Origin of the sequence: Pseudomonas sp. MWU318 (assembly GCF_016756945.1) — a bacterium.
Taxonomy (GTDB): Bacteria; Pseudomonadota; Gammaproteobacteria; order Pseudomonadales; family Pseudomonadaceae; genus Aquipseudomonas; species Aquipseudomonas putida_A.
This window is the reverse complement of record NZ_JAESJL010000013.1, coordinates 1-14,050: the sequence shown is the minus strand read 5'-3', so window position 1 is coordinate 14,050 and position 14,050 is coordinate 1. Positions and strand designations below refer to the sequence as shown.

Sequence of the window (14,050 nt, the reverse complement as noted above, 5' to 3'; positions counted from 1 at the left end):
CAAAAAAACCACCTCCGTTAGCTTGAAGGCCTCTCCTCGGACAGGAGAGTTCTTAAATCAACGGAGTGAAAAACATGAATCAACCACAAGCTCAAACCCAACTGCGACACGGTCGCGTCACCTCCCCAGCCAGCCGCGGTGCGGTAGCCATCGAGCAAGGATTGCTCGGTGCCTGGCAGGTCAACGAGATGGAAGGCGGCAAGAACTTCCCGGCGCTGACGGCAGGGCCTTTTCCTGCTCCCTATGGCAGCGACAGTGACAGTGTCACGCCGCCCGCCGACGGTTACATCCTCAGCGGTGGCAAGACCGATGCCCGTGACTGCGTGAACTTCACCGACGAGGAAATGAGCAAAAAGCTCAATCGTCCGTTCAACTGGCCACTGCTCAGTGTCACCCCGGGCCAGACGCTGGAAGTGAAGTGGGAATACACCGCGCCACACACCACCCGTGGTTATCGCTGGCTGATTACCAAGGATGGCTGGGATCCGAAACAGCGTATTTCCCGTGCACAACTCGAAGCGCAGCCTTTCGCCGAAGACTTCTACACTCAAGTGCCGTATTACAGCTATCCGGGGGAATTGAAGGCCAAGGTCAATCATTCGGTGAAATTGCCGGCCACCAAAAAGGGCCGTCACGTCATCGTGCTGATGTGGATCGTCGCCAACACCGGCAACGCGTTCTATCAGGCGTTCGACGTCGACTTCAAATAACGGCGTTACGCTCAACCCCACAGGTTCTGAAGGATTAGAACATGTCAAATATCGACTTCACGCTAGTGCAAAACCAGGCGGCCGACGCGGCCTCGCTGATGCCGAGTATCGCCGGCAAAAAAATACTCATGGGCTTCTGGCACAACTGGCCGGCAGGTCCGAGTGACGGCTACCGTCAGGGCAGATTTGCCGAGATCGCGCTGGAAGCGGTACCCAAGGAATACAACGTGGTCGCGGTGGCGTTCATGAAGGGCAGCGGGATTCCGACCTTCAAGCCCTACAACGTCTCCGATGCAGAGTTTCGGCGTCAGGTCGGCGTGCTCAACAGCCAGGGGCGGGCGGTGCTGCTGTCTCTGGGGGGCGCCGATGCGCACATCGAGTTGCGCAGCGGGCAGGAACAACCGCTGGCCAATGAAATCATCCGACTGGTGGAAGTCTACGGCTTCGATGGCCTGGACATCGATCTTGAACAGAGCGCGATTGATTTCGCTGCCAACAAGACCGTGCTGCCGGCCGCGCTGAAACTGGTCAAGGATCACTACGCAGGCCAGGGCAAGCACTTCATCATCAGCATGGCCCCGGAGTTTCCGTACCTGACCACCAACGGCAAATACGTCGGATACCTGCAGGCACTGGAAGGCTATTACGACTTCATCGCGCCGCAGTTCTATAACCAGGGCGGCGACGGGGTCTGGGTGCCGGAAGCCAATAATGGCAATGGTGCGTGGATCGCGCAGAATAACGATACGCTGAAAGAGGACTTCCTCTATTACCTGACCGAAAGTCTGGTGACCGGCACCCGGGGCTTCACCAAAATCCCGGCGGACAAATTCGTCATCGGCCTGCCGGCCAACGTCGATGCAGCCGCCACCGGTTATGTGATCGACAGCACCGCGGTGGGCAATGCGCTCAAGCGTCTGGCGATCAAAGGGCTGCCGATCAAGGGCCTGATGACCTGGTCGGTGAACTGGGACAACGGTGTCAGCAAGGATCGCGTGCCGTACAACTGGGAGTTCAGTCGGCGTTATGGGCCGCTGATTCACGGCGCCCGAACAGCGGTGCAGGAAACGGATGATGCGTTGTCGCGCATCGCCCGTTAATCGCAAATAAAGAAGCCCGGTAGCGCTGCCGGGCTTTTTTTGTGGGCGCGATTAATCGACTATGAGCGTTTTCCGATGACACAAGGATCAGGCTTCATGACCAAGACAGCCGAGCGGGTCAACATTGTCGACACTGAGGTGTTGTCCCACGACTGGTACCTGTTGAAGAAGATCACCTTTGACTACCTGCGCAACAACGGCGACTGGCAGCGGCAGACCCGCGAAGTCTACGACCGTGGCAATGGTGCGGCGATCCTGTTGTTCAACCGCGCACAGCGCACGGTGGTGCTGACCCGCCAATTCCGCCTGCCGGTGTTCGTCAACGGTCACGATGGATTGCTGATCGAAGTAGCGGCGGGGCTGCTGGAAGGTGCGGCGCCAGAACAGCGGATCCGCGACGAGGCCGAAGAGGAAACCGGCTACCGCGTGCACGACGTGAAGAAGGTATTCGAAGCTTACATGAGCCCCGGTTCGGTGACCGAGAAACTGCACTTCTTCATTGCCGAGTACGACGCAAAGTCGAAGGTCAGTGAGGGCGGTGGCCTGGAAGAGGAAACCGAAGAACTGGAAGTGCTCGAATGGGGCTTCGATGAAGCACTGGCTGCATTTCACCGTGGCGAGATCTGCGATGCCAAGACCATCATGCTGTTGCAGTATGCGGCGATGAATAACCTGTTCAACACCTGATTCAGCGCCAATCCATTGTGGCGAGGGAGCTTGCTCCCGCTGGGCTGCGCAGCGGCCCCCAGGTTTTTGCCAGTGCTACGCACTGGAGCGGGAGCAAGCTCCCTCGCCACACAATGGCATTTGCAGGGTTAAAACAGGTCGCCTGTTCTACCGACATCAGACCAGTCACCCCCCTCCAGCACCAGCAACTGCTCTTTGGCCTCAAGCCCGCCCGCAAACCCGGTCAGCTTCCCTGACGCGCCAATCACCCGATGACACGGCGCCACAATCGAAATCGGATTGCGCCCATTCGCCGCTCCCACCGCGCGCACGGCTGTCGGATTACCGATCTGCTCGGCGATCTGGCTGTAAGTGCGGGTTTCGCCAAACGGAATGGTCAGCAACGCCGCCCAGACCTTTTTTTGAAAATCGGTGCCGACAAAATCCAGCTCCAGATCGAAGCGATCACGCTTGCCGGCAAAATATTCTTCAAGCTGCTGCGCGGTTCGCTGCAGCAGCGGATTGTCCGGCGCTTCGCTCATCGGACCGAGGCGCACCCGGCCCGGTTTGTCGTTTTCCCAGAGGATGGCCGCCAGTCGCGAGCCGTTCGCAACCAGCTTCAATTCGCCGACCGGTGAGGGCAGGGTGATGAACGTGTAGGGCATGGGCAAAACTCCGGGTCGGCGCGGCAACGGCAACCAGCATACTGCCTGATCGGGGAGGCGCAAATCGCAATAACGACCATACTGCTTGGTGCTTTTGCAGCGTTCCCTTCTGCTCTGCACAGAACCCAAAAACAAAAAAGAGATCGACTCATGAAGTACGAACCTTTGGCCAAAACGCTGATCGCGACTTCACTGGCACTGAGCTGCCTGATGGCCCACGCCGCTTCGGTGGCCCCGGTTGCCGCCGAGAACGGCATGGTGGTCACCGCCCAACATCTGGCCTCCCATGTCGGCGTCGATGTGTTGAAAAACGGCGGCAATGCGGTGGATGCAGCGGTCGCTGTGGGCTATGCGCTGGCGGTGGTGTATCCCGCAGCAGGCAACCTCGGCGGTGGCGGTTTCATGACCATTCAACTGGCGGACGGGCGCAAGACCTTCCTCGACTTCCGCGAAAAAGCCCCGCTGGCGGCGACCGCCAACATGTACCTGGACAAGGACGGCAACGTCGTTCCGGATCTGAGCACTCGTGGTCACCTCGCCGTGGCGGTGCCGGGCACCGTGTCTGGCATGGAACTGGCGCTGAGCAAGTACGGCACCAAACCGCGCAAGGAGATGATCGCTCCGGCGATCAAACTGGCTGAGGACGGTTTCGAACTGGAGCAGGGCGACGTCGATTTGCTGGACTACGCCACCGATGTGTTCAAGAAGGACATGCGCGATTCCGGCTCGATCTTCCTGCACAACGGCGAACCTATGCAGGTCGGGCAGAAACTGGTGCAGAAGGATCTGGCGAAAACCCTGCGCACCATTTCGGACAAAGGCGCCGACGGTTTCTATAAAGGCTGGGTGGCCGACGCCATTGTCACGTCCAGTCAGGCCAACAAGGGCATCATCACCCAGGCCGACCTCGACAAATACAAGACCCGCGAACTGGCCCCGGTGGAGTGCGATTACCGTGGCTACCATGTGGTTTCGGCGCCACCGCCAAGCTCCGGCGGGGTGGTGATCTGCGAGATCATGAACATCCTCGAAGGCTATCCGATGAAGGATCTGGGCTTCCATTCGGCCCAAGGCATGCACTACCAGATCGAGGCGATGCGCCACGCCTACGTGGACCGCAACAGCTATCTGGGCGACCCGGATTTTGTGAAGAACCCGATCGAGCATCTGCTGGACAAGAACTACGCCACCAAGCTGCGCAACGCGATCCAGCCGCAGAAGGCCGGGATCTCCGCCGAGCTGAAACCCGGCGTCGCTCCGCATGAAGGCAACAACACCACGCACTATTCGATCGTCGACAAGTGGGGCAACGCAGTGTCGGTGACCTACACCCTCAACGACTGGTTCGGCGCCGGCGTGATGGCGAGCAAGACCGGGGTGATCCTCAACGACGAAATGGACGACTTTACCTCCAAGGTCGGCGTGCCGAACATGTACGGTCTGGTGCAGGGTGAGGCCAACGCCATCGCTCCGGGCAAAACCCCGCTGTCGTCGATGAGCCCGACCATTGTCACCAAGGATGGCAAAGTGGTGATGGTGGTCGGTACGCCAGGCGGCAGCCGCATCATCACCGCGACCTTGCTGACCATGCTCAACGTCATCGATTACGGCATGGGCCTGCAGGAAGCCGTCGACGCGCCGCGTTTCCACCAGCAATGGATGCCTGAAGAAACCAACCTCGAAGACTTCGCCGCCAGCCCGGATACGAAGAAGATCCTCGAGAGCTGGGGCCACAAGTTCGCCGGGCCGCAGGATGCCAACCACATCGCCGCGATCCTGGTCGGCGCGCCGTCGCTGGGCGGTAAACCGGTGGGCAAGAACCGCTTCTACGGGGCCAACGATCCACGGCGCAATACCGGGTTGTCATTGGGTTACTGAGAGGCGTAAAACAGGCGGCGGGGCTCAGCTCCGCCCCCTGTCTCAAGGATCGATCAAGGAAGGCCCATCATGTCCAGCGCATTGTTGATCATCGACGTCCAACAGGCTCTCTGTTCGGGCGAGTATCAGTGCTTCGACATCCACCGCGTCATCGACACCATCAACCAGCTCAGCACTCGCGCGCGCAAGACTGGCGTACCGGTGGTGCTGATACAGCATGAAGAAAAGGACAGTCCTTTGGCCTACAGTGCCGAAGGCTGGCAACTCGCCGACGGCCTGCTGACGACGGAGCAAGACCTGCGCGTACGCAAAACCACCCCGGATTCGTTCTATCAGACCGAGCTGGGCAAACTGCTGTCCAGCGAAGACTTCGAGCGCCTGATCATCTGCGGCCTGCAGACCGACTACTGCGTCAACGCCACCGTGCGTAAGGCCCATCAGCTGGGTTACGACGTGGTGCTCGTGGCAGACGCCCATTCCACCCTCGACAACGGCAACATGAGCGCCGAAGACATCATCGCCGAACACAACAAGGATCTGGGGCACCTGACCGGCGCTACTGGTCGCATCGACGTTAAACCTGCCGCCGAGATCATTTTCTAAAGCCGGCTAATACCCCTGTTGTTCTTACTGGCCTCATCGCTGGAAAGCCAGCTCCCACAGGATTTGGCATGGATCCCAAAGTCTTTGAGCAACACAGATCACTGTGGGAGCTGGCTTGCCAGCGATGGCGGTGGATCTGTCAATGAAGGTGCAAGCTGTGCCGACCCAATCGCCAGCAGGCCGGCTCGTACAATGGCAGGTGGTGTACCTTTTCCCATGTCCAGCAAAAATCTCCTGTGGCGAGCGAGCTTGCTCGCGCCGGGCTGCGTAGCGGCCCTCACACCTCAAGTCGCAAACAAAACCCCACGATTCGCCCCAACCCGCGGGGCCACGACGCCCTCCAGCACCAACCGCGTAATGGTCTCGGCAGCCGTCGCGTAATCCTCATCCTGCGGCACTTCGCGTCCGGTGATGCAGCCCATCTGCCAGCCAATATTGGTGTAGGTGCGGGTCGCCGACCAGATGAACAGCATCAGATGCTCCGGATCCACCGGCGCCAGCAGGCCGCGGTCAATCCAGCTGCGCAGGCAGTCGACGTTGCGCCGGGCTTCGGCGTGCAGCAGGTCGCGGCATTCGCCCGGCAATTGGCGACCGCCGAGCAGCAGCTCACCGCTGAAGACCTTGGCGATGGCCGGGTGTTCGCGGGCGATACGGATGCGCGCGGCGACGTAGGCGCGCAGGCCGATCATGGGATCGTCGCTTTCGCGCAGCGCTGCCGAGGCTTCCAGCAGCGGTTCGACAAACCCCAGCAGGACCTTGGAATAGAGGTTTTCCTTGGTCTGGAAGTAGTAATACAGGTTGGCCTTGGGCACGCCGGCACGGGCGGCGATGTCGCGGGTCTGGGTGGCGTCGAAGCCGTTGGCGGCAAACTCCTCGCTGGCGGCGGCGAGGATCAGTTGCTCGTTGCGTACACGGATGGCGCTCATGGGAACACGATGTGAATGAAAGGCATGGGCGGATACTGGAAAATTCGGTTTCGCAATATACAAAACTATATAGCGATGAGGCCAGCTAACTCGTTCGAGAGCGCTATGCTGGTTCGATAATCAAAAAAACGGGGGAGGGGGCATGGCGATCAAGGTACTGCGCGCTACGGCGGCTGATTTGGAGGCGGTGGCAAAACTGTTCGACGCCTATCGCGGTTTCTATCTGCAACCCTCGAACCTGGCGCAATCGCGCGCCTTCGTCGCCGAACGCATGGCCGGCAACGAGTCGGCAATTTTCCTCGCGCAAGGTGAAAACGCCGAAGCGCTGGGTTTCGTGCAGCTGTACCCGACGTTTTCCTCGATCGATGCCCATCGCACCTGGTTGCTCAGCGACCTGTTCACCATGCCCGCCGCTCGGGGGCGCGGCGTCGGACGGTTACTGATGAACACCGCGCGCGACTTTGCGTTGCAGACTGGCGCCAAAGGTCTGGTGCTGGAAACTGCCACCGACAACTTTACGGCGCAGGGTTTGTACGAGTCGCTGGGTTATGTGCGTGATACCGGCTATTACACTTATATGCTCGATCTGCGTCAGGGCTGATCGGGTTCAACGCTGCCGCGTCAGCAACCGCTCAACCTGTGCCAATTCCCAGGTACTCAGCAGGTTGACCGGATTGGTACCGTAACGCTGCCACGTCGCCAATGTACCCTCGCGGCCATCCGGGCAGCGGCACTGTTCACAGTGATGCAAGCGTCCGCCCTCAAAGTCCAGCAGCAACTGCCAGCCTTCGATATCGACCGCAACCAGTCCGGTATCACTGGATGTCTCGTATCTTTTGAGTATCAGTACACCCAGCGCAGCCTCGCGCAGGCGCTGGCAAACATCGCGGGCGCTCAGCAATGCAGTCATGGTCGTACTCGGTGGAGGCACAAGCGCGTCAGGATAAATCGCCCGGCCAAGGGTGTCAGCGATCACTGGCCCGATTCCGAACTATTCCGTAACATCCGCTCCCCACTTTTTTACGAATATCAGCGGCCGCGCTCGTCGGCCGTCAGTCAGGTAAGCCATGAAACCGAAACGTCTGCGCGCCGATGTCCTGGCCGGACTCACCACCTCGTTTGCCCTGTTGCCCGAATGCATTGCGTTCGCGCTGGTGGCGCATCTCAATCCGCTGATGGGCCTGTACGGCGCCTTCATCATTTGTACGCTGACTGCGTTGTTCGGCGGCCGGCCGGGAATGGTCTCCGGGGCGGCGGGTTCGATGGCGGTGGTGATCGTCGCGCTGGTGGTGCAGCACGGCGTGCAGTACTTGCTGGCGACGGTGTTGCTCGGCGGTTTGATCATGATGGCGTTCGGCTTGTTGCGCCTGGGCAAACTGGTGCGCATGGTGCCGCATCCGGTGATGCTCGGTTTCGTCAACGGCCTGGCGATCATCATTGCACTGGCGCAACTGGAGCATTTCAAGAGCGGTGAACATTGGCTCAGCGGCACGCCGCTGTACCTGATGACCGGGCTGGTGTTGCTGACCATGGCCATCGTCTACATCCTGCCGCGCCTGACCCGCGCGGTGCCGCCGGCATTGGTGGCGATCCTCGGCGTGGGCCTGCTGGTCTACCTGTTCGGCCTGCCGACCCGCACCCTTGGCGACATGGCGCACATCGCTGGCGGCCTGCCGAGCTTCGCGCTGCCGGACATCCCGTGGACGCTGGAAACCCTGCGCATCATCGCTCCATACGCGATTCTGATGGCACTGGTCGGTCTGCTGGAAACCCTGCTGACCCTGAACCTCACCGACGAAATCACTGAAACCCGTGGCTACCCGGATCGTGAATGCGTGGCGCTGGGTGCGGCGAATGTCGTCTCTGGCGCATTCGGCGGCATGGGCGGTTGCGCGATGATCGGCCAGACCGTGATCAACCTCAGCTCCGGCGGCCGTGGGCGTTTGTCCGGGGTGGTGGCGGGGGTGCTGATTCTGCTGTTCATCCTGTTTCTGTCGCCGCTGATTGAGCGTATTCCGCTGGCGGCATTGGTGGGCGTGATGTTCGTGGTCTCGCAGCAGACCTTCGCCTGGGCCTCGTTGCGGGTGTTGAACAGAGTGCCGCTCAACGATGTACTGGTGATCATCGCCGTGACCAGCATCACCGTGTTCACCGATCTGGCCACCGCCGTGCTCTGCGGGATCATCATCGCCGCGCTGAATTTCGCCTGGCAGCAGGCCCGGGAGTTGTACGCCGATGAGCATCTGGAAGCTGACGGCAGCAAGCTCTATCGCCTGCACGGCACGCTGTTCTTTGCCTCGACCACGCCGTTCCTCAACCAGTTCGACCCGGCCAATGATCCGTCCCGGGTGACGCTGGATTGCCGGCACCTGAGCTTTGTCGATTACTCGGCGATTGCCGCGTTGAAAACCTTGCGTGAGCGATACGCCAAGGCCGGGAAAGAGTTGCAGGTGTTTCATCTCTCGGAGCGCTGCAAGAAACTGCTCAAGCGCGCCGGCGTCGAACACCACTGATCCCTCCTGTAGGAGCTGCCGCAGGCTGCGATCTTTTGATGTTGTTCTTTTAAAAGACAAGATCAAAAGATCGCAGCCTGCGGCAGCTCCTACAGAGGCGGTCGGTTATTTGGCGAATTTTTTTGCCCCGGCTACGCAGAGGATGACGCCTACCGTCACCGCCAGCATGCCGACACTGACCTGTTCATGCAGCAACGTCGCCGCCAGCGCCAGGCCGAAAAACGGCTGCAGCAATTGCAGTTGACCGACCGCTGCGATCCCGCCCTGGGCCAGGCCGCGATACCAGAACACAAAGCCGATCAGCATGCTGAACAGCGCCACGTAGGCCAGGCATATCCAGGCCGACAGGCTGACGTGGCTGAACGAGGCGGGCGCCAGCCACAGGCTGAGCAAGGCCATCACCGGCAGCGATAACACCAGCGCCCAGCAGATCACCTGCCAGCCGCCGAGCACGCGCGACAGTTTCGCGCCTTCGGCATAACCCAGGCCACAGGCCAGAATCGCCGCGAGCATCAGCAGATCACCGGTGGGCGAAGCAGTCAGTCCCTGTGACAGGGCGAAGCCAACGACCAAGCCGCTACCGAGAATCGAGAACACCCAGAACACCGGTCGCGGGTGCTCGCCGCCACGCAGCACGGCAAAAATCGCCGTCGCCAGGGGGAGCAATCCTACAAACACAATCGAATGCGCCGACGTCACGTGTTGCAGCGCCAATGCCGTCAGCAGTGGAAAGCCCAGCACCACGCCCAGCGCCACAATCAATAACGACAACCACTGATCGCGTGCCGGACGCCGTTCGCGAAACAGCGACAACAGAATGACCGCCAACACGCCGGCAATGGCCGCGCGCGCCACGGTGAGAAACACCGGATCGAATTCCAGCACCGCCAGACGCGTGGCGGGTAACGATCCGCTGAAAATCACCACGCCGATGAAGCCATTGATCCAGCCGCTGGTTTTTTCCAGGGCCGGGTTAACCAGGTTCGAAGTCCGTTCCATACAAGGTTACGCTCAAAAAGGTGGGTTGCTTTCGAGCCATCCTGGGGCCGAGAATCAGCACAATCAAATAATTGTCATGGATACATCCGACATGCCGCGCTCGCGCTACAAGACTCTCGTTGACGCCTATGCCGCGGACATTCGCGCGGGGCGTCTGGCGCCCGGAACCCGACTGCCGACCCACCGGGAACTGGCGGCCAGTGCGGGGCTGGCACTGGTCACCGCGTCGCGGGTATACGCCGAGCTTGAGGCGATGGGGCTGGTCAGCGGCGAAACAGGGCGCGGGACGTTTGTGCGCGAAACCTCGTTGTCGCCGGGGCAGGGCATCGATCAGAAAGACGTGGCAGTTGGCATGATCGACTTGAACTTCAACTATCCGTCGCTGCCCGGCCAGGCCGACCTGTTGCGTACGGCGTTACGCCAGTTGGCGCTGTCCGGTGATCTGGAAGCCTTGCTGCGTTATCAACCCCACGCCGGACGCCAGCATGAGCGCGCTTCCATTGCGCAGCATTTGCAGGCTCGCGGGGTGCAGGTCGATGCCGGGCAGGTGTTGATCGTCAACGGTGCCCAGCAAGGGTTGGCGGTGACGCTGATGGCCTTGCTCAAACCCGGTGATGTGATTGCAGCGGATGCGCTGACTTATTCCGGCTTCAAGGTGCTGGCCGAAGCGCTGCATCTGGAAGTGGTAGCGATTCCGTCCGGTGATCGCGGGCCGGATCTGGCGGCGCTGGAAAAACTGTGCCACAGCCGTTCGGTGCGTGCGATTTACAGCATGCCGACGCTGCACAATCCATTGGGCTGGGTGACGCCGATCGAACAGCGCGAGCAATTGGTCGCGCTCGCCCGTCGCCATGATCTGACGATCATCGAAGACGCGGCCTACGCCTTTCTGGTGGAAAACCCACCGCGTCCCCTGATCGATCTGGCACCGGAACGCACGGTGTACGTGTCGGGACTTTCGAAGAACATTGCTACTGGCCTGCGCGTCGGTTTGATTGCCGCGCCGCTGCAGACGGTGCCGGCGCTGGAGCGGATCATTCGCGCCACCACCTGGAACACCCCCGGCGTGATGACCGCGATGGCTTGTGGCTGGCTCGACGACGGCACCGTCACCCTGCTGGAACAACAAAAACGTGACGACGCCAAGGCCCGGCAAATACTCGCCACCGAGTTGCTGCAAGGGCTGACTTGCATCGGTCATCCATCCTCCTATTTCCTCTGGCTGCCGCTGCCCGAAGACGTGCGCGCTGATCAGATTGTGGTGGAGTTGATGCACCAGCAGATTTCGGTGACCACCGCCGAGCCGTTCGCGGTGTCGGCGCATGTGCCGCATGCGATTCGGCTGGCGTTGGGGTCGGTGCCAATGGCTGTGCTGCGCCAGGCATTGATCACCGTCAGAAAGGTCATCGGCGCTTATCTGTAAAACACCTGCTGTGAAATACACCTGTGGCGAGGGCGCTTGCTCCCGTCGGCCTGCATGGCAGGCCCATATCGGGGTCGCTACGCAACCCAGCGGGGAGCAAGCGCACTCACCACAAAGTGTTAGCCTTGCCCCAACTGCATCACTCCGCTTTGGAACGCCCGATGAAAAACACCGTTTCACTTCTTCTTGCCCTGACCGCAACCGCCGTGCTGTTCAGCTCAACCGCCCGGGCCGCAGGCGATCCAGCCGCCGGCGAAAAGATCTTTCCGCGTCTGTGCGGCGGCTGCCACCAGGTTGGCCCGGACGCGCGCCCGGGGTTCGGCCCGCAACTCAACGGCATCATCGGCCGAGCAGCCGGAACCTCGGCCAATTACGTGTATTCCGAGGCGATGAAAAACTCGGGCAAGACCTGGGACCGCGAAACGCTTACCGCGTATCTGAAAGATCCGAAGGGCGTGGTGCCGGGCACGCGGATGATTTTCTGGGGGCTGAGTGATGAGGAGAAGATCGATAATTTGTTGGCGTATCTGCAGCAATTCTCCGATTGAAGATGTTGCTCGGCCGGTCCGGCAAACCAGGCCAACGGCATTTGCGAAGTCAAAGAGGGCTGATCAAGCCACCTGATTACGGCCCGCCGCTTTCGCCTGATACAGCTGCTGGTCGGCACGTTTGATCAACATTGTGTGGCTGTTGTCTGCCGGATCGGCCAGAGCGACGCCAATGCTGACGGTGACTTGTCCGATGTTGGGAAAGTGCGCCTGGGCCACGGCGACACGGATTTTTTCCGCGACCACCTCTGGCGTATCAGGCTGGGCGACTTCCGGCAGCAGTACGGCAAATTCCTCGCCGCCGTAACGGGCGACGAAGTCGGTGGCGCGCACGCTGACCTGGATGAGTTGCGCCAACTGCAGCAGCACGTCGTCACCCACCGCGTGGCCGTAGGTGTCGTTGACGCGCTTGAAGTGATCGGCGTCGATCAGCAGCAGGGCAAACGGTCGTCCGGTACGGCGGAACAGCAGGCTGTATTCGCTGAGTTTTTCATCGAAGCGGCGGCGGTTGAAGACGCCGGTCAGGGCATCGTGGGTCGCCAGACTCAACAGTTCGGCATTGGCTTGCATCAATGCGGCGGTGCGCTGGGCGACTGTGGCTTCCAGCGAGGCGTTGGCTTCCTGCAGTTCGCGTTCCTTGGCCAGCAGCGACCGGGTCATGGCGTCGAGCGACTGCCCGAGCTGGGCAATTTCCCGCACCGGGTGCTGCAGCGGGAAGTGTGCGCCGGGTTGCTGGTTCTGCACCTGTTTGGCCGAGTGCGCGAGTTGTTCGATCGGCCGGCTCAGGTATTGCGCGAGGTAATACGCCACCAGGCCGAACGCCACTGCGGCGGCTACACCCAGCATTAACAATTTATAGAGCAGCAGGTGTGCCGGCTCCAAGGCAGTTTCCAGTGGCTGGCGCACGGCAATCGACCAGGACAGCGCGGTACTCGAAGGCGTCGGTACGGTGACCATGCTGGTCAGGTAACCGTTGCCGACCGACCAGCCCGGAAACTTCGAATCATTCACCGCCAGTTGTTGGCCCATCAAGGCTTCCGGATACAGCACCTTGCCGTCGTGATCGATGATCAGCGCTTCGATATCCGGCGACGTATTTTTATGCGAGAACGCTGCCGACTCGACGATGCGCGTGACCCAGCTCCAGTGCGCGTGCGCGCCCAGCACGCCAATCACCTGACCGTCGGCGTTGCGGATCGGGGCGGCGAAGTCGATGAAACGCAGCGGTTCGCCGTTGGGCGTTCCCGGTAGCAGTTTGGCCAGCAACACCGCTTCGTGCGGATCACCGGTGTACTCACCGCGCAGGCCAGCCTGGAACCATGGCCGCTGCTGTACCGATTGCCCGACCAGCAAATTATTGACCGCTTGATGCACATTGCCTTCAGCATCGGTCACGCCCATCCACGCATACTCGGCACGGGCCTGGGTGCGCAGTTGCATCGATTTGAGAATCGCCGGGTTGTCGAGGTCGCCGCGTTCAAGATGCGGCGCACGGCTGAGCAGATAAACCTCCAACTGGCGCTCGCGCAACTGGTCACCGAGCAATGTCGCCGCCGAGCGCGCGGTATTGAGCAGTGCATTGCCGCTGGCCTGTTTCATCTGTTCGGTGGCGATATGACCGACATAGAAGCCGACGCTCACCAGGGTCAGCAGGGATAAACCGGCGAACCAGAGGGTCAGGTGGCTTCGCAGACTGGCTTTGAGCATGGGCAGGCAAATTCTGTTTGGAAGTTGTGGCCGCATGGTATGCGCATTAAGCGTCGGGCTGCCAGTCGGTCGCTTCGGATAAGCACCGTCGGAAGTTTCGCCAGTGCTCTACAGGGCAAGATCTTTTCTGATGCTGATCGTTGAAAAGAACCACGCCTGCAAACGACGGAATGAAAAAGCCCGGCTGATCAGGCCGGGCTTGCTTTGACTGCTTCAGAACCATTGTTTTATGCGTTGCGGCTTTCGATCAGACGATCCGAGCCACCTTCGGCCACGCGGCGTTCTTGCAGACGATCCGAGCCACCTTCGGCC

At 60.6% G+C, this 14,050-nt stretch carries 13 protein-coding genes and 1 pseudogene; 9 read left to right on the top strand and 5 right to left on the bottom strand.

The window, feature by feature from the left end; genetic code table 11:
- The first annotated feature begins 74 nt into the window (after positions 1-74).
- The 3 genes and pseudogenes from JN524_RS24565 to JN524_RS24555 all read left to right on the top strand — a co-directional run bounded on the left by JN524_RS24565 (position 75) and on the right by JN524_RS24555 (position 2,497).
- Positions 75-710, top strand: coding sequence for a lytic polysaccharide monooxygenase auxiliary activity family 9 protein (locus tag JN524_RS24565; protein WP_202371021.1), 636 nt, complete (start codon positions 75-77; stop codon positions 708-710).
- A 41-nt stretch (positions 711-751) separates the two neighbouring features.
- Positions 752-1,753, top strand: a pseudogene (locus tag JN524_RS24560) (chitinase); the annotation flags it as partial.
- Between the two features lie 153 nt (positions 1,754-1,906).
- Positions 1,907-2,497 (top strand): NUDIX domain-containing protein, encoded by a 591-nt coding sequence (locus tag JN524_RS24555; RefSeq protein WP_202371019.1) that lies wholly within the window; start codon positions 1,907-1,909, stop codon positions 2,495-2,497.
- 128 nt (positions 2,498-2,625) lie between these two features.
- Here the strand turns inward: JN524_RS24555 and JN524_RS24550 are convergent, their stop codons facing one another.
- On the bottom strand, positions 2,626-3,141 hold the full coding sequence (locus JN524_RS24550) for a methylated-DNA--[protein]-cysteine S-methyltransferase (RefSeq protein WP_202371018.1): 516 nt from the start codon (positions 3,139-3,141) through the stop codon (positions 2,626-2,628).
- A gap of 150 nt (positions 3,142-3,291) precedes the next feature.
- On the opposite strand from JN524_RS24550, the gene ggt reads away from it, so the two are divergent.
- The gene (gene ggt / locus JN524_RS24545) at positions 3,292-5,019 is read left to right on the top strand and encodes a gamma-glutamyltransferase (RefSeq protein WP_202371017.1); all 1,728 of its coding nucleotides are present in this window, start codon (positions 3,292-3,294) and stop codon (positions 5,017-5,019) included.
- Positions 5,020-5,088: 69 nt separating this feature from the next.
- On the top strand, positions 5,089-5,622 hold the full coding sequence (locus JN524_RS24540) for a cysteine hydrolase family protein (protein ID WP_202371016.1): 534 nt from the start codon (positions 5,089-5,091) through the stop codon (positions 5,620-5,622).
- Positions 5,623-5,906: 284 nt separating this feature from the next.
- Here JN524_RS24540 and JN524_RS24535 read toward each other — a convergent pair whose 3' ends face one another.
- Positions 5,907-6,548, bottom strand: coding sequence for a TetR/AcrR family transcriptional regulator (locus JN524_RS24535; protein ID WP_202371015.1), 642 nt, complete (start codon positions 6,546-6,548; stop codon positions 5,907-5,909).
- A 142-nt stretch (positions 6,549-6,690) separates the two neighbouring features.
- On the opposite strand from JN524_RS24535, the gene JN524_RS24530 reads away from it, so the two are divergent.
- Positions 6,691-7,149: a GNAT family N-acetyltransferase gene (locus tag JN524_RS24530; protein WP_202371014.1), complete on the top strand. Its 459-nt coding sequence runs from the start codon at positions 6,691-6,693 to the stop codon at positions 7,147-7,149.
- A gap of 6 nt (positions 7,150-7,155) precedes the next feature.
- Here JN524_RS24530 and JN524_RS24525 read toward each other — a convergent pair whose 3' ends face one another.
- Positions 7,156-7,458 (bottom strand): DUF7693 family protein, encoded by a 303-nt coding sequence (locus JN524_RS24525; RefSeq protein ID WP_202371013.1) that lies wholly within the window; start codon positions 7,456-7,458, stop codon positions 7,156-7,158.
- A gap of 157 nt (positions 7,459-7,615) precedes the next feature.
- On the opposite strand from JN524_RS24525, the gene JN524_RS24520 reads away from it, so the two are divergent.
- A complete protein-coding gene (locus JN524_RS24520) occupies positions 7,616-9,061 on the top strand; it encodes a SulP family inorganic anion transporter (RefSeq protein ID WP_202371012.1) in 1,446 nt (481 codons plus the stop codon).
- 105 nt (positions 9,062-9,166) lie between these two features.
- Here JN524_RS24520 and JN524_RS24515 read toward each other — a convergent pair whose 3' ends face one another.
- On the bottom strand, positions 9,167-10,060 hold the full coding sequence (locus tag JN524_RS24515; protein ID WP_202371011.1) for a DMT family transporter: 894 nt from the start codon (positions 10,058-10,060) through the stop codon (positions 9,167-9,169).
- 91 nt (positions 10,061-10,151) lie between these two features.
- Here JN524_RS24515 and JN524_RS24510 point away from each other — a divergent pair, with 91 nt between their 5' ends.
- Positions 10,152-11,483 carry an aminotransferase-like domain-containing protein gene (locus tag JN524_RS24510; protein ID WP_202371010.1) on the top strand — a complete coding sequence of 444 codons (1,332 nt, stop codon included), beginning with the start codon at positions 10,152-10,154 and terminating at the stop codon, positions 11,481-11,483.
- Positions 11,484-11,644: 161 nt separating this feature from the next.
- A complete protein-coding gene (locus JN524_RS24505) occupies positions 11,645-12,031 on the top strand; it encodes a c-type cytochrome (RefSeq protein ID WP_202371009.1) in 387 nt (128 codons plus the stop codon).
- A gap of 63 nt (positions 12,032-12,094) precedes the next feature.
- Here JN524_RS24505 and JN524_RS24500 read toward each other — a convergent pair whose 3' ends face one another.
- On the bottom strand, positions 12,095-13,738 hold the full coding sequence (locus JN524_RS24500; RefSeq protein WP_202371008.1) for a sensor domain-containing diguanylate cyclase: 1,644 nt from the start codon (positions 13,736-13,738) through the stop codon (positions 12,095-12,097).
- Between the last annotated feature and the right edge of the window lie 312 nt (positions 13,739-14,050).